Origin of the sequence: Streptomyces sp. NPDC051104, from assembly GCF_040682835.1 — a bacterium.
Lineage (GTDB): Bacteria > Actinomycetota > Actinomycetes > Streptomycetales > Streptomycetaceae > Streptomyces > Streptomyces cynarae.
Genome location: NZ_JBFBBS010000004.1, coordinates 165,656 through 185,711 on the forward strand (window position 1 = coordinate 165,656; position 20,056 = coordinate 185,711).

Genomic DNA, 20,056 nt, shown 5'->3' on the forward strand with positions numbered 1-20,056 from the left:
CGGGCCCCTTGCCGGGTCTGTGTTCCGGAAGCTCATGTGCGTCGCAGCCATGTCTCCGCTGCGGCGCCGGAACGGTTGGGCCGGACCGAACCGTTCTCCACGGAACACGCTGTCGCGAGGCCCCGGCCGTCAGGGCTCGGGCAGTTCAGGAACCCGAGCCCTGGGCGATCGGCGCAGAGGGTGGTCAGGTGCGGTAGACGGCGCTCTCCCGGTGGTCCGGCATCGCGCCGAGCCGCTCGAAGCGCTCCTGGACGTTGGCCGCGAAGGCCTGCTGCTCGGAGCCGGGGTAGCTCTGTCCGGTGCTCTGCATGGCCACCGCCAGGACACCGCTGATCGGCGCCCCGGGCGACGTACGCACCGGTGTGCACAGGAAGGTGAACTCCTGCGGCCGTGGATCGTCGTACGTGGTGAGGGAGACCTGGGACAGCGTGGTGGGTTGCCCGGTGCGGAAGGCGTCGTCCATCGCGTTGAAGACGCCTATGGCCTCCAGGCCGGGCAGCACCATCCGGCCGGGGCTGAACTGCGGGACCATCCCGAAGGCGGCGCCCTGCTTGCCGTTGGCGTAGCGCAGCAGGTGGTTGGGGCCCTCGGTGAGCATGATGGGGAAGGGTGCGCCGTCGAAGACGGCGAACAGCTCCTGCTGCTGGGCCAGCAGGCTGTCCCGCAGTTTGAAGTCGGACAGCAGGGTCTGGCTGAGTTCCTGCATGCCCTCGCGCAGGCCGCGGTCCCAGGCGCGGGGCTTGAAGTCGGCGACGCACACGGTGCCCAGGATCATGCCCGTGTTGTCGCGCAGCGGGGTGCCGAGATAAGAGCGCACGCCCAGGTCGTTGACGAGGGGGTTGCCTTTGAAGCGGGGGTAGTCGAAGACGTCGTCCAGGGCCAGTTGGGACCCCTGGGCCACCACATGGGGGCAGAAGCCGTAGTCGCCGGGGGCCTCCCGGGAGAGGTTGCTGAGGTCGAAGGCGATTCCACCGCCGTCGGGGTTCACCTTGTCGTCGGGCGACGCGGTGGGCACGTACATGCCGCGGAACATCTGCCGTTCGTCGTTGATGAAGTTGACCATGGCCAGAGGTGACTGGGTGAAACTGGCCGCCAGCCGCGCGACACGGTCGAACGTGGCCTCCGCCTCGACGGTGTTGAGGCCGAGAACCTGCAGTCGTAGCTTCCGTTGCTCACCCGCGAGCCGGGCCTGGTCAGGAGAGAGGGGATCCATGGGATCAGATGAAAGCAGAATCCCGGCTTCCGCGGATCGCCCCACCCGCTGATTTCCGTATCACTTGACTCACGCACAACGCCGCGCGGGCCCACGGGACTTGATCGAAGCTCCTCCGTGACCACCATGCCCGCGCGGGGATGTACAGGCGCCCAAACCGGGATTCTGTCCAAATATTTCCAGGTTTCAACCTACGGCGATCACTTCCCGCCATTCCTTGAGCGTCCATCGAGCGGAAACGATCCGGCGTACGACAATCGTGCGGCGGGCTGGTTTTCGACGTCGGCACATTCTCTCCGAACTGCCACGCGATGATCGAACTTTGGTTCGGATTCTCGTGGGCTGTGACGGACGGGACATGTCGCCGCTGGTGCGGCCCGTGTGTAATGGGTTCGTGTGATGCACCTGCGAGAGAGGGCACGGCAGCGTGGGGCAAGTACGGTTCGAGTTGCGGACCGCCCGTCATGAAAGAGAGCGACAGCGCCGTTTCGGCCAGGGCGCCGTGCGCGGTTTCCCGCCAAGATCCATGGCGCTTCTGACGGCCCGCTCTCCCGCCCCGACGAGGGCCTGTCCCACAACAGGCCCCGGGGGGCGCCGACCTGCTCGAGAAGCTCTCCTGTCCGACGGACGAGCTCGGTACGACGGCGTACCGGGCCCCTGAACGGACCGTCCCCTCCGCCCGGAGACGGGGGCCTGGCGGTAGGGCGGCGTGTCGGACGCCATGTTGCGTCCACCGCGCCGCCCTCGGTAATGCCGTGATGCCGCGCGAGCGGCCAGAAGGCCGTGCGGCAAGGTCAACTGCGCCAATACGGACAGTGGCGAACATCGAAGGAGTAACGTCATGAACAGGTCGGACGCGGACGCCCGGGCGGTGGCGGTGATCGGCGTGGCCTGCCGGCTTCCCGGCGCATCGGGAGCCGACGAGCTCTGGGCCCTCCTGAGGGACGGTACGGACGCCACCAGTGAGACCCCTCCGGAACGTTATGACGTGGACGCCCTCCACTCCCCCACCCCCGGACCGGGCCACATAGCCAGCCGCCGCGCGGGCTACGTGGACGGCATCGCCCACTTCGACGCCGAGTTCTTCGGGATGTCCGCCACGGAGGCGGTGGAACTCGACCCTCAGCAGCGGCTGTTGCTGATGACCGCCTGGGAGGCGCTGGAGGACGCGGGGCAGCGGCCCGACCTGCTGGCAGGCAGCCGGACCGGGGTGTTCGTGGGCAACGCCCGGGCGGACTACCTGGAGTTGGCCCTGCGCCAGGGCCCGGACGGCGCCACCGCCTCGCAGTTGAACAACTTCCGCTCGCTGCTGCCCGCCCGGATCTCCCACACCTTCGACTTCCGCGGGCCCAGTGTTGTCGTGGACACGGCTTGTTCCTCCTCCCTGGTCGCCGTCCACCAGGCCGTGCAGAGCCTGCGTTCCCGGGAGACCCCTCTGGCCCTGGCCGCAGGTGTGAACCTCAAACTGCGCCCGGACGAGGGCCTGGTGATGACACAGGCCGGCGGCATGGCCGCCGACGGGCGCAGCAAGTTCGGTGACGCGAACGCCGACGGCCACGCGCCGAGCGACGCCGTGGCGGTCGTCGTCCTCAAGCGCCTTGCGGACGCTGTCGCCGACGGCGACCGCATCCGCGCCGTCATCCAGGGCAGCGCCGTCGGCAACGACGGCCGCACCAGCGACTCGGTGCTCAACCCCTCGCTCCAGGGCCAGATCGACGTGCTGCGCTGGGCGTACGAGGACGCCGGGATCGATCCCGCCGACGTCGACTACGTCGAGGCGCACGGCTCCGGCTCGCCCGCGTTCGACCCCCTGGAACTGACCGCGCTGGGCCGGGTCCTGGGCGAGGGGCGCCCGGCTGACCGGCCACTGCTCGTCGGCTCGGTCAAGACGAACGTCGGGCACGCGGAGGCCGCCGGCGGCCTGGCCGGGCTGATCAAGGCGGTGCTCTGCCTGGAGCACGGGCAGGTGCCCGCCAGCCTGCACCTGTCGACGCCCAACCCCGAGGTGGCCTGGGACGAGCTGCCCCTGGTGGTGCCGACCGGACTCGTCGACCTTCCCGAGACGGGGCGGCCCACCGTCGCCGGCGTCTCCGGGCAGGGCTCCTCGGCTCTCAACGCACACGTGGTGGTCCGCAGCCCCGCCCCCGCCGAAGCCCCCGTCGCACCCCGCACCGCGCGAGGCCCGGCGCCCGCAGGCGCCGCACGCCCCACGCCGTACGTCCTGGTGCTCTCCGCGCGCAGCTCCGCCGCCCTGGAGGCACTCGCCCGGTCGTACGCCGTCCACCTCGCCCCCGGCGGCGCGGGGGCCGCGTACTCCGTGCGGGACATCTGCTACAGCGCGGCCACCCGTCGGCAGCATCACGAGCACCGTCTCGCGGTCGTCGGGGCGAGCCACGAGGAGCTGGTGGCCGCCCTGACCGGCTCCCCGGGGCTGGGCGGCAGACCGCTGTCGGCCGTCACCGAGCGCTACCGGAGGGGCGAGGACGTGGACTGGGGGGCGGTGTTCGGCGACCCGGGCCGCTTCGTCCCGCTGCCCACGTACCCGTGGCAGACCAAGCGGTACTGGCCCGGCGAGGAGCACGACGACGACGGTGGCGACCTGGCGTCCTGGGTGCTGCGCGAGCATGCCCGCACCGGCTTCGACGACAAGTCCACGCTCACCGACATCGGCATCGACTCCCTGGCCAAGCTGCGGATCATCGTCGAGCTGACCAAGCGGTCCAGCCAGGAAGTCGACCCCGAGGAGTTCGGCAGACTGCGCACCGTGGGTGAGCTGCGCCGGTGGACGCGCGAACTGGAGGCGGCCGCCCGATGAGCCACCCGGAGACCGCGTACGCCTGGTTCGCCCGCTCCGCCGACACCTACGGCGAGGACGCCGTCGCGCTGGAGGTGGACGAGGTCCGGCTCACCTATGCGCACCTGCGCGACCTGGCGGAGCGGCTGGCCGCCCGGCTGGTCCTCGCGGCGGGCGGCACCCCGCCGCGCAGCGTGGGCCTGCTGGCGAGCCGTTCGGTGACCGCGTACGCCGGGTATCTCGCGATCCTGCGGGCCGGCGCGACCGTCGTCCCCCTCAACCCCGAGCACCCCTCTGCCCGCACGGCCGAGATCGTGAAGGCCGCCGAGGTGGAGGTCGTGCTGGCCGACACCGCCGGGGCGGGCACCGACCAGGGGGTGCCCGACCTCACCGTGGGGCCCGACGAGCTGGCGGCCCTGTCGGAGGGGCCCGCGCCCGAACTGCCGTATCCGGCAACCGGACCCGACGACGTCGCGTACATCATCTTCACGTCCGGGTCGACCGGCACCCCCAAGGGCGTACCGATCCCGCACCGCAACATCGCGACCTATCTCGCCCAGGTCGCGCCGCGGTACGACATCGCACCCGGCAGCCGGCTTTCGCAGTCCTTCGAGCTGACCTTCGACGGCTCCGTGCACGATCTGTTCGTCGCCTGGGCGGGCGGCGGCACCCTCGTGGTACCGCGCCGCAGCCAGCTGCTGTCCCCGGTGAGGACCGTCAACTCCCTGCGCCTCACCCACTGGTTCTCGGTTCCGTCGCTGATCTCCTTCGCCTCCCGCCTCGGCACCCTGCATCCCGGCAGCATGCCCACCCTGCGGTGGAGCGTCTTCGGCGGCGAACCGCTCACCCTGGACGCGGCCCGTCAGTGGCGGGCCGCCGCGCCCGGCAGCCGTCTGGAGGTGCTGTACGGGCCGACCGAACTCACCATCTCCTGCACGGCGTACCGGTTCCCGGACGACCCGGCGAAGTGGCCCGACACCCCGAACGGCACCGCTCCGATCGGCACCGGCTACCCGATCCTGGACCTGCTGCTTGTCGACGAGGACGGCCGGCCCGCGGACAGCGGAGAGCTGTGTGTGCGCGGGCCGTTGCGGTTCCCCGGCTACCTCGACCCGGCCAACAACGCCGGACGCTTCCTGGACCCGGACGGACGGCCCGGCGGCGCCGGGCCGCTCACCGACCGGCACTGGTACCGCACCGGGGACCGGGTCGCCATGCGCGACGGGCACCTGATCCACCTCGGACGCACCGACCACCAGGTGAAGATCCGTGGGCACCGGATCGAACTCGGGGAGATCGAGGCCATGGTGCGGCAGCAGCCGGGGGTACGGGACGCGGTCGTCCTCGCGGTGCCCGCGCCGGACGGCGAGCCGGAGCTCCATGCCGCGGTGAGCGGCGACGGCTGCACGTCCGACGGGCTGTTCGCCGCCCTGGCCGAGCGGCTGCCGCCGTACATGCTGCCCCGCCGGATCGCCGTCCTCGATCAACTGCCGCTGAACGCCAATGGCAAGATCGACCGGCGGGCCCTGCTCGACGACCTCGGACACTCCCGCTGAACGAACCTGTCCGGGTCACGGCACCACAACGCCCCCTCCCCCGACGTCTGTTGTGAGGCAACCCACATGTACGACGCCATCGTGGTAGGCGCCCGCTGCGCCGGTGCGCCCACCGCCATGCTGCTCGCCCGCGCGGGGTACCGGGTGCTCCTGCTCGACAAGGCGCCCTCCGGCACGGACACCCTCTCCACCCATCTCATCCACCAGCCCGGGGTGGCGACGCTCGCCCGCTGGGGGCTGCTGGACTCGCTACGCGCCTCGGGGTGCCCGCCCCTGGACCGCGTGGTCTACGAGGTCGCCGACATCCGCCTCGAAGGCTGCGCCCGGGGCGTGGAAGGGCAGCGGGCGGGGTTCGCGCCACGGCGCCACGTCCTGGACGCCCTCCTGGTGGAGGCGGCGGCCGCGGCGGGCGTCGAGGTGCGCCACCACTGCCGGGTGACCGGACTGCTGCGCGACTTCAGCGGGCGGGTCGTGGGGGTGGAAGGAAGATCCGGGGAACACTCCTTCACCGAACGCGCACACCTCGTGATCGGCGCGGACGGCATGCGTTCCACCGTCGCCCGGCTCGCGCAGGCGCCGTACACAGTGGAGGATCCCCGGCTGACCTGCGCCTACTACACGTACTGGGCGGACGTCCCGGCCACCCTGGAGCTGTACGAGAGGCCGGGCAGCTGGGTGGCGGCCGTGGCCACCAACGACGCGGCGACGCTGGTCCTCGCCTACTTCCCGCAGTCCCGCTTCGAGGAGGTCCGCACCGACGCCCGGCGGGCCTACCTGGAACAGATCCGCACCACCGCGCCCGGCCTGTACGAGCGGCTCGCGGGCAAGGAGCCCCTGGAGCGGCTGCGCGGCACCGGTGACCAGCAGAACTTCTTCCGGCAGGCCGCCGGGCCCGGCTGGGTCCTGGTGGGCGACGCGGGGCACCACAAGGACTCCATCACCGCGCGCGGGATCAGCGACGCCTTCCTCCAGGCCGATGCCCTGGCCCGCAGGCTGGAGGGCCGGCTCGACGGCGACCCGGCCGGACTCGACGCCGCTCTGCGGGATTTCGCCAAGGAGCGGGACGAAGTGCTCACCCCGGGCTACGAGTCCACTCTCGGGGTGGCTCAACTCACACCGCACGAACAGCGGCTGTCCCTGCTGCGCGCCGTGCAGACGGATCCGGAATTGACCGCGATCTATTTCGACATGGTGGCCGGAATCGAGACGGCGGGCGCCCTCTACACCCCTAAACTTCTCGCTCTGCTGTGATATGTCCCCCCCACGTCCACCCGGACGGCGACAGCAGCGAATTCCGTGAACACACCTGGCAACTCGCATATGAAAGCCGTTAGTTGCCCTAAGCGGAAGCTGACGCTGCGCCATGATCCTGATACGGTTCAGCCTGATCGCCGACTCCGATGACGGTGAGGTCAAGTCGCCGCGCCGGGCTCAATCCGGCACTCGCACCGTCCCAACCGAACCAGTGCTTCGCTGCCGTACGAGGAATCAGATGCCAGGCACCCGCGACCGGCGGACACGTCATCGGTCCGCCCCGCGCAGATCTCTCCGATTCTCGTTCGTCCTGCCCTTCGTCGTGCCCGCCGTCTGCCTGACCGGACTGTGGGGGTACACGGCGGCCGGTCTCGTCGACGAGCACGTCCAGTCGCAGGCCGACGCGGACCACGACACGTCGGCCGCCCGGCCGGCCCAGGCAGTGCTCTCCGCCCTGCAGAACGAGCGCCGTCTGACCGCCGTCTGGCAGGCGAGCCGTACCGGCGTCGCGCGCAGCGACCTCGAGGCCACCCGGAAGCGGACCGACGCGGCCCTCACCGCCTACCGCGGCTCCTCGGGCCTGGACACCTCGACGCTGCGACGCCGGGCGAAGTCGCTCGACGACGCGCTGGCCGCGCTGTCCGACCGCCGCCGGGCGATCGACGCCCGCGCCCTGTCCGCCACCGACGCCTTCCAGTACTTCACCGACAGCATCTCCCAGGGCGTGTCGCTGGTGACCGCCGCCGTCCGCAGCGACAACGGGTCCCTCGCGCGGGGCGGCACCGCCACGGTCTCCCTGATGCAGATCACGGAGATGCTCTCGCGCCAGGACGCCCTGCTGTCCGGTGTCCTGCCCTCCGGGCGCATACCGGCGACGACCCGCGCCCAGTTCGCGGAGTACCTGGCGCTCCAGCGGGAGTTCAGTGCGGGCCTGACCGCCCGTGACCTGCCCGCCGGGGCGGCCGCCGGCTATGGGCAGATCACCGACGGCGCGCAGTGGACGACGCTGGGCACGCTCGGCGACTCCGTGGCGTCCGCCCAGGGCACGACGCTGCCTTCGAAGGCCTCGACATGGCCGGACACCGCGAGCGGTGTCCTGGGCGATCTGCAGTCGCTGGGCGCGGACTCCGTGCGGGGGCTCGCGGACGCCGCCTCGGACCGGGCCGACGAGCTGCTGCTGGGCATGCTCCTGGGCACCGCCGCCACCCTGGCAGCACTGGCCGGCGGCGCGGTGATCGCGCTGCGCGCCCGCCGCGCGACGCTCGGCCGGGCGTCCGAACTCCAGGCGCGGACCGAGGAACTGTCCCGAGCACTCCCCCAGTTGCTGGCCCGTATCGAGCGCGGCGAGCACGTGGACCCTGCCGTCCTCGGCCCGCAGGATCGCCAGGCCGGCGACGAACTGGAACGGCTGGCCGGGGCCATCGACCGGCTGGGCCGGGTCGCCGCGGACACCGCGATGCGTCAGTCGAGGGGCCGCGAGGGCACCGAGAAGGTCTTCGCACAGCTCATCCGGCGCACCCAGATCCTGATCCACCGTCTGATCTCGCTCCTCGACGACCTCGAGCGCAAGCACGAGGACTCCGACCTGCTGAAGGACATCTTCAAGGTCGACCACCTCGCGACCCGCGTGCGACGGCACGCGGAGAACCTGGTGATCCTCAGCGGTTCCCCGCCGAGCCGCCGCATGACCGCGCCGGTCTCCATCACCGACGTGATGCGCAGTGCGGTCGCGGAGACCGCACTGTACACGCGCGTGAAGGTGAAGAACCTGCCCGCGGAGCGGCGTGTCGCCCTCGCGGGCCGGGCCGTCGCGGACGTCACGCACCTGCTCGCCGAGCTGATCGAGAACGGCACGAGCTTCTCGCCGCCGGACACCCAGGTGTTCGTGAGCGCCACCAAGGTGGCCAAGGGGCTGGCCATCCATGTCGAGGACCACGGACTCGGCATGCCGCCCGACAAGATGGCGTACGCCAACGAGCTGCTCGCCCATCCGCCCAAGCTGGACATGACGTCCCTGGGCGAGGACCCGCGTCTGGGCCACTTCGTGGTCGCCCGGCTCGCCGAGCGGCACAAGATCAAGGTGGAGCTGCGCGACTCCGTCTACGGCGGCACGCTCGTCGTCGTCCTGCTGCCCTCGGAGCTGCTGGAGGATCTCCAGTCGCCTGTCCTCGACCAGCTCAGGTCGGCGGCCGCGGCGGCCGGCAACGTGCTTCAGAGCGAGCCCCGGGCCGAGGACAGGGCGCTCGCGGGCGCGGCCGTGGGAGCCACCGGGAGCGTGACCGCGTCGGCGGTCGTGGGAGCGGACGTGCTCACGCACTCCCGCATCGCGGACAACAGCGGCTTTCCCGAGTACGGAGGTGCAGGTCTGTTGCCGCCCGTGTCGGAACACCCGGTACCCCCTTCCGAGCCGGACCGGTGGGCCACGCCCCAGCAGACGGCCCCGGCACCACGGGGGGCGACCTCCGAGGCCGGGCCCGGGTACGCGGGGCCGTCCGCCGAGTACCGGGGGCCGTCCGCCGAGTACCGGGGGCCGTCGGCCGAGTACGCCGGTCCGTCGGCCGAGTTCAGCGGGCCGTCCGCCGAGTACGCCGGTCCGTCGACCGGGTACGCCCGGCCGCAGGCCGGACCCCCGCCGGAGCAGCAACGGCCGCAGACCGGACCCCCGCCGGGACAGCACCGGCCCCAAGCCGGGCCCCCGCCCGGACGTGAGCCCGGCGCGGGGCGCACCGCGCCCGCCGGGCAGCGGTCCGCGTTCGCCGGGCAGGCGTCCGCACCCGATGCGGCGCGCCCGCTGACAACGCCCCCGGTGCTGCCGCAGCGGACCCGGGGAGCCAGCCTCGCGCAGCAGCTGCGCAGGGAGGCAGCACAAACCCAGGGCCGGCCCGAGGGCGAAGAGGACAACGGCGTCGTCTCCCCGGAAGCGTCGGCGCGCGCGATGATCGCCATTCAGCAGGGGCTGAAGCGGGCCCGGATGTCCGATCCGGACGGGCCGGCCGGCGCGGAGGGCCGGCCGCAGGATTCGGAGGACCCCGGTGCCAATCGACTGTGAGGGAACGTTGAGCAATGACTGAGCAGGTACATCCCGGGCCGCAGCTGGACTGGCTCCTCGACGGCCTGGTGGACCGGATCCCGGAGATCCGCTGTGCCATCGTGCTGTCCGGGGACGGCCTCCTCATCGGCAAGTCGAAGGACCTGCGCCGCGACGACGCCGAGCACCTGTCGGCGGTGGGCTCGGGCATGCACAGCCTGGCCCGGGGCGCCGCCCGCCACTTCCACGGCGGGGAGGTCCAGCAGACGGTCATCCAGATGGAGAGGGCGTTCCTGTTCGTCACGGCCGCGGGCAAGGGTGCCCGGCTGGCCGCGATCGCCTCGGAGGAAGTGGACGTGGGGATGATGGCCTTCGAGATGGGCACGCTCGTCAAGCAGGTCGGCCAGTACATGAGCGCCGCGCCTCGCGTCCAGACACCGTCCGGCGGTCTTATTCAGGATGCGTGAACCGCGGTGGCTCGACGGTGCGGAGGCCGGGCGTCATTTACGGCCGTACGCCATCACGGGCGGGCGCACCCGCCACAGTCAGCACACGTTCACACTGATCACGCTGGTCGTCTCGCGGTCCGAGACTGAGTTCGAGTACGAGTACCTGGAGCCCGAGGCGGTCCAGATCCTCGAGCTGTGCCGGGACCGCGCGGTGGCGGTCGCCGAGATCGCCGCGCATCTGGACCTGCCGGTGAGTGTGGTGAAGATCCTGTGCGGGGATCTGCTCAACGCCTCGCTCATCATCGTCCAGTCGCCGCCCGGGCAGGACGACCAGCCGAGTGTGGAAATCATCGAAAGGGTGATGGATGGTATCCGTCAGCTCTGAGCCGGTCATGCCCACCGCGTTGAAGATCCTCATCGCGGGCGGTTTCGGCGTGGGCAAGACCACCATGGTGGCCGCGGTGAGCGAGGTGCCCCCGCTGGAGACCGAGGAACGCATGACCGAGGCGAGCCTCGGGGTCGACGACCTGACCGGGGTGGAGGGCAAGTCGTCCACGACGGTCGCCATGGACTTCGGCCGGATCACCATCGCGCCGGAGCTGGTGCTGTACCTGTTCGGCACGCCCGGGCAGGACCGGTTCTGGTTCATGTGGGACGACCTGGCGACGGGCGCGCTGGCGGCGGTGGTCCTCGCCGACACCCGCCGCCTGGACGCCTCGTTCGCCTCGATCGACTTCTTCGAGGCGCGGGAGATCCCGTTCGCGGTGGGGGTCAACTGCTTCGACGGGCGGCGGGACTGCACGGCCGAGCAGGTGCGGGCGGCACTGGCCCTGGACGCGTCGACACCGGTACTCCTGTGCGACGTACGGGACCGCAGCTCCAGCAAGGCGGTTCTGCTGGCGGTCCTGGAGGCGGCCCGGGCCCGGGCGGCGGCCCGTCTGACCCCCACGGGCGGCTGACGGCCGAGGCCACCCCCTCAGGCCCGCTCAGCCCGCGAAGAAGGCGTCCACCCGCGCGGCGAAGTGCTCGGGGTCGTCCAGCCACGGGTAGTGCCCGGCGCCCGGCTGGACCGTGAACTCGGCGCGCGGGAAGAACTCGGTGACACGGCGGGCGAGTTCGGGGCGGGGACCGCCGTCGAGTTCGCCCGCGTACACGAGGACGGGCGCGGTCAGTCGGGCGAGCGCGGCCAGGGTGGCGGGCGGGTGGAAGGCCGCGTCGGAGAGGAAGAAGTCGGCCGCCGCGTCGTTGGCCTGCCCCGCCCGTTCCGCGACGTGCTCCTGCGCCGCAGCGTCCCACCGGCCGTAGAAGAAGGGTTTGACTTCCTCCCCCGTCTGAAGGCGGGGGATTCCTACGGCTCGCGCTGTAGGGTTTCCTGCTTCGTCGCCGACTGCCCGCCCGGAGTGCTCCGTTGAGGTCTTACACCAGCTCCACAGGCCGACACCGCCAGCCCGGCGGCCAGAAGGTTCTTCGCGGCGTTCCCGTCGCGGTCGTGGGTGACGCCGCAGTCGCACGTCCAGGTACGGACGTGCAGTGGCATCCTGGCCTGCAGCCTTCCGCAGGCCGAGCACAGCTTGGAGGAGGGAAACCAGCGGTCGACGGCGATCACTTCACGGCCGCACCACTGGGCCTTGTACTCCAGCATGCTGCGGAACTCGCTCCATGCCGCATCGGAGATGGCGCGGGCGAGCCTGCCGTTCTTGAGCAGGTTGCGAACGGTGAGGTCCTCGATCACGATCGTTTGATTTTCACGAACGAGCCGAGTGGTGAGCTTCTGCAGATGGTCACGCCTGCGGTCGGCGATGCGGGCGTGGATACGGGCGACCTTCCGCCGTGCCTTGGCCCGGTTGGCGCCGTCACCCTTGGCTTTGCGAGACAGTTCCCGCTGGGCTTTGGCAAGCCGGGCCCGGTCCTTGCGCTCATGCCGGGGATTGGTGATCTTCTCCCCGCTCGAGAGAGTCAGCAGATGGTCCAGGCCGGCATCGACGCCGACCGCCGTATCCGTGGCGGGCAGCGCCCTGATGCCGGGATCTTCCACGAGGAGGGACACGAACCAGCGTCCGGCCGCGTCCTGGGACACCGTCACCGTGGAAGGCTGCGCGCCTTCGGGCAGTGGCCGCGACCACACGATGTCCAGCGGCTGGGTCATCTTCGCCAGCGTCAGCTCACCGTCACGGAAGCGGAACGCGCTGGTGGTGTACTCGGCGGATTTGCGGGACTTCTTCCGCGACTTGAAGCGCGGGTACTTGGCCCACTTGGCGAAGAAGTGGGTGAACGCCGTCTGCAGGTGGCGCAGTGCCTGCTGGAGCGGGACGGAGGAGACGTCGCCCAGGTACGCCAGTTCCTCGGTCTTCTTCCACGCCGTCAGCATCGCCGAGGTGGCGTTGTAGGTGATCCGCTCGGCCCGCAACGTCCACGCCTCGGTACGCGCCGCGAGGGCGAGGTTGTAGACCTTCCGCACGCACCCGAACGTGCGCGACAGCTCCGCTGCCTGCGCATTTGTCGGGTAGAAGCGGTACTTGAACGCCCGCTTCACGCCAGTGGCCATGCCTCACAAGATATCAGATCAGCTTGTGACTTTCTGACGGTTTGTCGGGGGTCGACGCCGAATCGCCGTGGCGGCGATTCGGCTTCCCCCTGCCCTGCTCCGCAGGAGTCCGATTCCTTCCTCCGCTTGAACGCGGAGGTTTCCTCGGAGGTTTCAGATGAAGACCGGGTCGAACTCGCCGTCTCCCTTCAGCCAGGCCTCGAACGCCGGGAAGGCTTCCTCGAACCAGGACTCGCCCTCGCGCAGCCTCGCCGGTCGACGATGTGGAGGCGCTGCGCGAGCACCTCGGCCTGGAACGCATGGACATCCTCGCGCACTCGGCGGGCGGCAGCCTCGCCCTGCTCTACGCGGCCCGGTTCCCCGAGCGCGTCGCCCGGCTCGCCCTGATCACCGTCACACCGTGGGCGCTCGGGATGCCCGCCACGGCCGAGGACCGGCTCGAGGCCTGCCCGGATCCGCGCAGATCGAGCAGCACCAGCTGCCGCCGGTGGTCGAGCCCGCCGAGATCCCCGAGGTAGGCGGAGGCCCGCATCGGTCCACCGGGCAGCACGACGAGCGGTTCCCCCTCTCCCCGCAGGTGGTAGGCGAGTCGGGTCCCGTCGCAGGCGTCAAAGCTCGGCATGCACCTGATCTTCGCGGCGGGGGCGGCTTCGCCGCAAGAAAGTTTCGGTCGGGCTCTTGCCTCCGGCCGAGCGGGCTGGATTACTGATCCTCGGCGTCTACCGAATGATCGGTCGACCGGTTCGTGACGATTGCTTGTGATTGCTAGGGAGGCGTCCCCATGGCAGACGCTCAGGGCCTGCTGGACGCGGGGGAACGGCTCGGCGCTCAGGCGCTGCGGGCCCTGCAGCTGGAGCGGCTGCGGGCCTCGCTGCGACATGCCTACGAGCACGTGCCCTTCTACCGTGAGTCCTTCGACAAGGCGGGGATGCGGCCGGAGGACTGCCGTACGCTCGCGGATCTCGCCCGTTTCCCGTTCACCGTGAAGGCGGACCTGCGAGAGCAGTACCCGTACGGCATGTTCGCCGTCCCCAGGGAGCGGATCCGCCGCATCCACGCCTCCAGCGGCACCACCGGACGGCCCACGGTCGTCGGGTACACCGACAACGACCTGTCGATGTGGGCCGACATGGTGGCCCGGTCCATCCGCGCGGCGGGCGGCCGGCCCGGTGACACGGTGCATGTGGCGTACGGCTACGGCCTGTTCACCGGCGGCCTCGGCGCGCACTACGGCGCCGAACGCCTCGGCTGTACGGTGATCCCCGCCTCCGGTGGCATGACGGCCCGCCAGGTGCAGCTGATCCAGGACCTCCAACCCGGCGTCATCATGGTCACCCCCTCGTACATGCTCACCCTGCTGGACGAGTTCGAGCGCCAGGGCGTCGATCCGCGCACCACTTCCCTGCGCGTCGGCGTCTTCGGAGCCGAGCCGTGGACCGAGGAGATGCGGCGCGAGATCGAGGAGCGGTTCGCGATCGACGCGGTGGACATCTACGGCCTGTCGGAGGTCGTCGGCCCGGGTGTGGCGCAGGAGTGCGTCGAGACCAAGGACGGCCTGCACGTGTGGGAGGACCACTTCTACCCGGAGATCGTCGATCCCATCACCGGCGAAGTATTGCCGGACGGTGAGGAGGGCGAGCTGGTCTTCACCTCCCTCACCAAGGAGGCCATGCCCGTGATCCGGTACCGGACGCGGGACCTGACCCGGCTGCTGCCCGGCACGGCGCGGGTCTTCCGGCGCATCGAGAAGATCACCGGACGCAGCGACGACATGGTCATCCTGCGCGGGGTCAACCTCTTCCCCACGCAGATCGAGGAGATCGTGCTGCGCACCCCGGGCGTGGCCCCGCACTTCCAGCTCCGGCTGACCCGCGAGGGCCGGCTCGACGCGCTGACCGTGCGGGCCGAGGCCCGGCCCGGCGCCACCCCGGAGCAGCGTGAGACGGCGGCGCTCGCCATCGCGGCGGCCGTGAAGGACGGGATCGGTGTCTCGGTGGGGGTCGAGATCGTCGAACCGGAGTCCCTGGAGCGGTCCGTGGGCAAGATCAGGCGGATCGTGGACCTGCGGCCCCGCTAGGGCCTGTCTGCGGGAGCTGCCGACGGTCTCAGGAGCCGAACCGGTCCCGCAGCTCCCGCTTCAGGATCTTCCCGCTCGCATTGCGCGGCAGCTCGTCCACGAACAGCACCCGCTTGGGCGCCTTGAAGTGCGGCAACTTCTCGCGCACGTGGTCGATCAGTTCGACCTCGGTCACCTCGCCGCGCTGTACGACGACCGCGGTGACCGCCTCGATCCACCGCTCGTCCGGCAACCCGATCACCGCGGCCTCGGCGACCCGCTCGTGGGTGTACAGGGCGTCCTCGACCTGCCGCGAAGCGACCAGTACGCCGCCGGAGTTGATGACGTCCTTCACCCGGTCGACGATGGTGAAGTACCCGTCGGTGTCCCGCACGGCGAGGTCCCCGGAGTGGAACCAGCCGTCGCGGAACGCCTCGGCGGTCTCCTCCGGCTTCTCCCAGTAGCCCTCGCACAGCTGCGGTGACCGGTAGACGATCTCTCCCTGCTCCCCGTCGGGCACGTCCTCGCCGGACTCGTCGACGAGCTTCGCCTCCACGAACAGCACCGGACGCCCGCACGAGTCCATGCGTCCCTTGTGCTCGTGGGGCCCGAGCACCATGGCGAGCGGGCCGATCTCGCTCTGCCCGAAGCAGTTGTAGAACGCGAGCTTCGGCAGCCGCTCCTTGAGGCGCTCCAGGACGGGCACCGGCATGATCGAGGCGCCGTAGTAGGCCTTGCGCAGGCCGCTCAGGTCGCGGGTGGCGAAGTCGGGGCGGTTCGCCAGTCCGATCCAGACCGTGGGCGGCGCGAACAGGCTGTCGGCGCGGCCCGCCTCGACCAGGTCGAAGAGCCGGTCGCCGTCGGGCGCGTCCAGGATGACGTTCTCCGCGCCGACGGCGAGGTAGGGCAGCAGGAAGACGTGCATCTGCGCCGAGTGGTAGAGCGGCAGCGCGTGCACCGGCCGGTCGCCCGCGCTCAGGTCGAGGGCGGTGATCGCGCTCAGGTACTCGTGCACCAGGGCGCGGTGCGTCATCATCGCGCCCTTGGGCAGCGCGGTCGTGCCGGACGTGTACAGCAGTTGCACCAGGTCCTCCCCGCGCGGTTCCTCGCCGTCGTACCGCTCGGTCGCGGCGAGCCGCGCGAGCAGCGAGTCGTCCGCGTCACGCAGCGGCAGCCGCCGTACGCCCTGCGGGAGATTCCCCGCGAGGTCAGGGTCCGCGAGGACGAGGGAACAGCCGGACTGGTCGACGATGTACGCCAGGTCGTCGCCGGTCAGGTTCTGGTTCACCGGTACGTGCACCAGTCCGGCGCGGGCGCAGGCCAGGAAGGCGATCAGACAGGCGTCGGAGTTGTGGCCCAGGGCGCCGACCCGGTCGCCTGGGGAGAGCCCTGCCTCCCGCAGGGCGCGGGCGGCGCGCGAGACGGCGTCGTCGAGTTCCGCGTAGGTCCACGACCGGTCGCCGTAGCGGATCGCCACCCTCGCCGGGGTGCGCCGGGCGCTGCGCCGCAACGTGCCGTCGACCGTGACGCTTCGTCCCGCCGTCATGTCCCGCTCCTTCGTGTCCGGCCCTGGCGCGATCCTCGCCGGGCTCGTGGGGCAGGTCAAGCAGCCGTAAACAAGGAGCGGGTACCGCCTTCCCAGTACGGTTCGCGCAGTCGTCGTTTGTACAGCTTGCCGTTGGGGTCGCGGGGCATCGTCGCGACGAAGTCGACGCCCTTGGGCCGCTTGTAGCCGGCGAGTTGCCGTGCGCAGTCCGTGGCGAGTGCCGGGCCGGGCTCGTGGCCTGCGGCGGGTTCGACGACCGCCTTGACCTCCTCGCCCCAGTCGTCGTGCGGGATGCCGAAGGCGGCCGCGTCGGCGACGGCGGGGTGGGTGAGGAGCGCGGCCTCGACCTCGGCGGGGTAGATGGCTGTCCTTGGACCCGAAGTGGTAGAGCACCGCGGCCTTCGAGACCCCCGCCGCCTCGGCGATCGCGGAGAGCGAGGTCGCCGGATAGCCCCGGGTGGAGACCAGGTCGATGGTGCACTCGATGAGCTGGCGGCGCCGGGCCTGCTCGGTGAAGGTGGGAGTGCCGTCCCCGCGGCCGGATCCCGTCACGCCCGTGCACCGACCGGCAGCGGCTCCCCCAGGTCTTCCAGCACCGCCATCGCCGCGTTGTGCCCGGGCACGCCGCTCACCCCGCCGCCGCGCACCGCGCCCGCGCCGCACAGCAGGACGTTCGCGTGCCGGGTCTCCACGCCCCAGCGGCCCGTGCCTTCCTGGGCGTACGGCCAGGCCAGTTCGCGGTGGAAGATGTTGCCGCCCGGCAGCCGCAGGTCGCGCTCCAGGTCGAGCGGGGACCTGGCCTCGATGCAGGGACGCCCGTCCGCGTCGGTGGCCAGGCAGTTCTCGACCGGCTCGGCGAGGTGGGCGTCCAGTTGCGCCAGCGTCGTCTTCAGCAGCTCCTCGCGTACGGCGTCGTTGTCCTCCTCGAAGAGCCGGGCGGGGGTGTGGAGGCCGAAGAGGGTGAGGGTCTGGTAGCCGCGCTCGACGAGGTCGGGGCCGAGGATGGTGGGGTCGGTGAGCGAGTGGCAGTAGATCTCGGACGGTGGCGCGGCGGGCAGTGAACCGGCGGCGGCCTGGGCGTGGGCGGTGGCCAGTTGCTCGTATCCCTCGGCGATGTGGAAGGTGCCGGAGAACGCCTCGCGCGGGTCGACGCCGGTGTCGCGCAGCGCGGGCAGCCGGGTGAGCAGCATGTTCACCTTCAGCTGGGCGCCCTCGGCCGGGGCCGGCGGGGTGTCGCCGGTGAGCCGGGCCAGCTCCTGCGGGGAGGCGTTCACCAGGACGTGCCGGGCGAAGACGGTGCCCTCCCCGTCCGCGCTCCTGAACGTGACCTCGGCGGCGCGCCCGTCGGTGTCGATCCGTACCGCCTCGCGCCCGGTGGCGACGACCGCCCCGGCGGCGCGCGCGGCCGTGGCGAGCGCGTCGGTGAGGGCGCCCATGCCGCCGACGGGGACGTCCCAGGCGCCGGTGCCGCCGCCGATGACGTGGTAGAGGAAGCAGCGGTTCTGCTTCAGGGAGGTGTCGTGGGCGTCGGCGAAGGTGCCGATGAGCGCGTCGGTGAGGACGACTCCGCGGACCAGGTCGTCGGTGAAGCGGGCCTCGATCGCGGCGCCGATCGGCTCCTCGAACAGGGCCCGCCACGCCTCCTCGTCGTCGATGCGGCGGCGCAGGTCGTCACGGGTGGGCAGCGGCTCGGTGAGCGTCGGGAACACCCGCTGGGCCACCCGCCCGGTCATGCCGTAGAAGCGCTGCCAGGCCTCGAACTCACGGTCGGCGCCGGTGAGCCGGGCGAACGCCTCCCGGGTGCGCCGCTCGCCACCGCCGACGAGCAGCCCGGTGGGGCGCCCGTGGCGCTCGACGGGGGTGTACGACGAGACGGTGCGCGCCCGCACGCGGAAGTCCAGCCCCAGGTCCCGCACGATCTTCCGGGGCAGCAGGCTGACCAGGTAGGAGTAGCGCGACAGCCGCGCGTCGACCCCGGCGAACGGGCGCGTGGACACGGCGGCGCCGCCGGTGTGGTCCAGCCGCTCCAGCACGAGCACGGATCGCCCGGCCCGGGCCAGATAGGCGGCGGCCACGAGGCCGTTGTGGCCGCCGCCGACGATCACGGCGTCGTATCGCTCGTGCCTCGGGTTTCCCTCGTGTCCTTCGCGTGCAGGCATGCTTCTTCGTAGCACGCGAAGATCCGGATCGGCCAGAGACGGGCCGGACGGCGCCGGATCAGCCGACGTGCCGGCCGACCCTGTCCGGTGCGGGCCGTGCGCCGGGGCCGAGCCGGGCCATGGCGCGCAGAACGTGCTTCGGGGGCAGTTGCCAGCGCACGCGTGCCGGGATGCTGCGCAGCAGGGTGCCGGTCAGGCGCAGCCGCCGGGTGACCGCCGCGGGGCTCGGGGCGGGGCGGCCGTAGAGTTCGTGGGCGCACGGGGGCAGGGCGGCGTACGCCAGGTTCGCCACGCGCCGCCACAGCAGGGCGCGCATCGGGACCAGCAGCGGGTGGATCGGCGGGCGCCGCAGGAAGTCGTCCACCTCGCGGGCCTCGGGCCCGGCGGCGAGTTCGGGTCGTACCTTCTCGAAGTACGCGGCCAACTCGGCCTGGCTCGCTGGGACTTGCTCGGGGTCGAGTCCGACGAGGGCGGCGGCGGCCCGGTTCTCACGGAGGTACCGGTCAGCCTGTGCCTCGGTGAGCAGGAACCCCGAGCGGCGCAGGACGTGGAGGTAGGAGTCGATCTCGGCGCAGTGCACCCACAGCAGCAACCCGGCCTCGTCGACGGAATACCGCTCCCCCGTGTCGGGGTCCGTGGCGCCGAGCATGCCGTGAATCTTCCGCACCCGCGCCGCCAGCCGCTCGGCGGCCTCGGTGGTGCCGTACGTGGTCGTCCCGACGAAGTTGGCGGTGCGCATCAGCCGGCCCCAGGCGTCGCGGCGGAAGTCCGAGTTCTGCAGGACGCCGCGCACGGTGAGCGGATGCAGGGCCTGGAGGTAGAGCGCGCGGATACCGGCGACCCACATCATGGGGTCGGCGTGCATCTGCCAGGTCACCGAGGAGGGCCCGTAGAACCCCGGATCCGCGTCCACCCGGCCAGTGTGACCTCGCCCGCCGGGCTCCATCAACCCACCGTCCACCGCGGTACGCCGGCTCGGCGACCGGGCCTGCCGTGCTGACATGTCAGCACGGCCGCCCTGATCCGGACGACAGGCCCCAGGCCTCAGTTCACCGCCTGCTTCACGAGCGCGCCGATCCTCGCCTCGTCGGCGGTGGTCAGCTCCTTCAGGGCGTAGGAGGCCGGCCACATGGTGCCGTCGTCGAGGTTGGCCTTGTCACTGAAGCCGAACGTCGCATAGCGGGACTTGAACTTCTCCGCGCTCTGGAAGAAGCAGACGACCTTGCCGTCCAGGGCGTACGCGGGCATCCCGTACCAGAGCTTCGGGGCGAGCTCCGGCGCGCTCTCCTTGACGACGGCGTGGATCCGTTCGGCCGTGACCCGGTCCGACTCCTGCATCTCGGCGATCTTCGCGAGCACGGCGGCCTCGTCCTCCGCCGCCTTGGCGGCCTTGGACCCGCGGCGCGCGGACGCCTTCAGCTCCTGGGCGCGCTCCTTCATCGCGGCCCGCTCCTCG

14 protein-coding genes and 6 pseudogenes are annotated in these 20,056 nt (G+C 71.4%); 9 read left to right on the plus strand and 11 right to left on the minus strand.

The annotated features are described in order from the left end of the window. Positions 1 to 184 precede the first annotated feature (184 nt). Positions 185 to 1,213, minus strand: a complete 1,029-nt coding sequence (locus tag AB0N14_RS08925) for a GAF domain-containing protein (protein WP_366025001.1) — start codon at positions 1,211 to 1,213, stop codon at positions 185 to 187. Positions 1,214 to 2,054: 841 nt separating this feature from the next. Between AB0N14_RS08925 and AB0N14_RS08930 the strand changes: the two genes are divergently transcribed. From AB0N14_RS08930 to AB0N14_RS08960, 7 genes are all read left to right on the plus strand, one after another. Then, the gene (locus AB0N14_RS08930; RefSeq protein ID WP_366025002.1) at positions 2,055 to 4,028 is read left to right on the plus strand and encodes a beta-ketoacyl synthase N-terminal-like domain-containing protein; all 1,974 of its coding nucleotides are present in this window, start codon (positions 2,055 to 2,057) and stop codon (positions 4,026 to 4,028) included. Beyond that, complete coding sequence (locus AB0N14_RS08935) at positions 4,025 to 5,563, plus strand: amino acid adenylation domain-containing protein (protein ID WP_366025003.1); 1,539 nt, start codon at positions 4,025 to 4,027, stop codon at positions 5,561 to 5,563. The genes AB0N14_RS08930 and AB0N14_RS08935 overlap by 4 nt, the downstream gene beginning before the upstream one ends. A 66-nt stretch (positions 5,564 to 5,629) precedes the next feature. Beyond that, positions 5,630 to 6,814: an FAD-dependent monooxygenase gene (locus AB0N14_RS08940; RefSeq protein WP_366025004.1), complete on the plus strand. Its 1,185-nt coding sequence runs from the start codon at positions 5,630 to 5,632 to the stop codon at positions 6,812 to 6,814. Positions 6,815 to 7,055: 241 nt separating this feature from the next. Further along, positions 7,056 to 9,866: a nitrate- and nitrite sensing domain-containing protein gene (locus AB0N14_RS08945; protein ID WP_366025005.1), complete on the plus strand. Its 2,811-nt coding sequence runs from the start codon at positions 7,056 to 7,058 to the stop codon at positions 9,864 to 9,866. Positions 9,867 to 9,880: 14 nt separating this feature from the next. Beyond that, a complete protein-coding gene (locus AB0N14_RS08950; protein WP_366025006.1) occupies positions 9,881 to 10,312 on the plus strand; it encodes a roadblock/LC7 domain-containing protein in 432 nt (143 codons plus the stop codon). Next, positions 10,305 to 10,679, plus strand: a complete 375-nt coding sequence (locus tag AB0N14_RS08955) for a DUF742 domain-containing protein (RefSeq protein WP_366025007.1) — start codon at positions 10,305 to 10,307, stop codon at positions 10,677 to 10,679. The genes AB0N14_RS08950 and AB0N14_RS08955 overlap by 8 nt, the downstream gene beginning before the upstream one ends. Further along, positions 10,660 to 11,253 (plus strand): ATP/GTP-binding protein, encoded by a 594-nt coding sequence (locus AB0N14_RS08960; protein WP_366025008.1) that lies wholly within the window; start codon positions 10,660 to 10,662, stop codon positions 11,251 to 11,253. The genes AB0N14_RS08955 and AB0N14_RS08960 overlap by 20 nt, the downstream gene beginning before the upstream one ends. A 27-nt stretch (positions 11,254 to 11,280) precedes the next feature. Here the strand turns inward: AB0N14_RS08960 and AB0N14_RS08965 are convergent. The 3 genes and pseudogenes from AB0N14_RS08965 to AB0N14_RS08975 all read right to left on the minus strand — a co-directional run. Then, a pseudogene (locus AB0N14_RS08965) lies at positions 11,281 to 11,607 on the minus strand (alpha/beta hydrolase); the annotation flags it as partial. Positions 11,608 to 11,642: 35 nt separating this feature from the next. Then, positions 11,643 to 12,839: an RNA-guided endonuclease TnpB family protein gene (locus AB0N14_RS08970; protein ID WP_366025009.1), complete on the minus strand. Its 1,197-nt coding sequence runs from the start codon at positions 12,837 to 12,839 to the stop codon at positions 11,643 to 11,645. Between the two features lie 159 nt (positions 12,840 to 12,998). Further along, positions 12,999 to 13,091, minus strand: a pseudogene (locus AB0N14_RS08975) (alpha/beta hydrolase); the annotation flags it as partial. A 2-nt stretch (positions 13,092 to 13,093) separates the two neighbouring features. Here AB0N14_RS08975 and AB0N14_RS08980 point away from each other — a divergent pair. After that, positions 13,094 to 13,279, plus strand: a pseudogene (locus tag AB0N14_RS08980) (alpha/beta fold hydrolase); the annotation flags it as partial. Positions 13,280 to 13,287: 8 nt separating this feature from the next. Here AB0N14_RS08980 and AB0N14_RS08985 read toward each other — a convergent pair. Beyond that, positions 13,288 to 13,461: pseudogene (locus AB0N14_RS08985) on the minus strand (alpha/beta hydrolase); the annotation flags it as partial. 159 nt (positions 13,462 to 13,620) lie between these two features. Here AB0N14_RS08985 and paaK point away from each other — a divergent pair. After that, the gene (paaK, locus tag AB0N14_RS08990; RefSeq protein WP_366025010.1) at positions 13,621 to 14,916 is read left to right on the plus strand and encodes a phenylacetate--CoA ligase PaaK; all 1,296 of its coding nucleotides are present in this window, start codon (positions 13,621 to 13,623) and stop codon (positions 14,914 to 14,916) included. A 28-nt stretch (positions 14,917 to 14,944) separates the two neighbouring features. On the opposite strand, the gene AB0N14_RS08995 is transcribed toward paaK, so the two are convergent. The 6 genes and pseudogenes from AB0N14_RS08995 to AB0N14_RS09020 form a co-directional block, all read right to left on the minus strand. Further along, entirely contained in the window at positions 14,945 to 16,441 is a 1,497-nt protein-coding gene (locus tag AB0N14_RS08995; RefSeq protein ID WP_366025147.1) for an acyl-CoA synthetase, read from the minus strand. Between the two features lie 56 nt (positions 16,442 to 16,497). After that, positions 16,498 to 16,803: pseudogene (locus AB0N14_RS09000) on the minus strand (acyl-CoA synthetase); the annotation flags it as partial. A 16-nt stretch (positions 16,804 to 16,819) separates the two neighbouring features. Then, a pseudogene (locus AB0N14_RS09005) lies at positions 16,820 to 17,104 on the minus strand (TetR/AcrR family transcriptional regulator); the annotation flags it as partial. Continuing rightward, positions 16,990 to 18,600: an NAD(P)/FAD-dependent oxidoreductase gene (locus tag AB0N14_RS09010; RefSeq protein ID WP_366025011.1), complete on the minus strand. Its 1,611-nt coding sequence runs from the start codon at positions 18,598 to 18,600 to the stop codon at positions 16,990 to 16,992. The pseudogene AB0N14_RS09005 and the gene AB0N14_RS09010, both read right to left, overlap by 115 nt. Before the next feature lie 58 nt (positions 18,601 to 18,658). After that, positions 18,659 to 19,546: an oxygenase MpaB family protein gene (locus AB0N14_RS09015; protein WP_366025012.1), complete on the minus strand. Its 888-nt coding sequence runs from the start codon at positions 19,544 to 19,546 to the stop codon at positions 18,659 to 18,661. Between the two features lie 98 nt (positions 19,547 to 19,644). Further along, on the minus strand, positions 19,645 to 20,040 hold the full coding sequence (locus AB0N14_RS09020; RefSeq protein WP_366025148.1) for a DUF1801 domain-containing protein: 396 nt from the start codon (positions 20,038 to 20,040) through the stop codon (positions 19,645 to 19,647). Between the last annotated feature and the right edge of the window lie 16 nt (positions 20,041 to 20,056).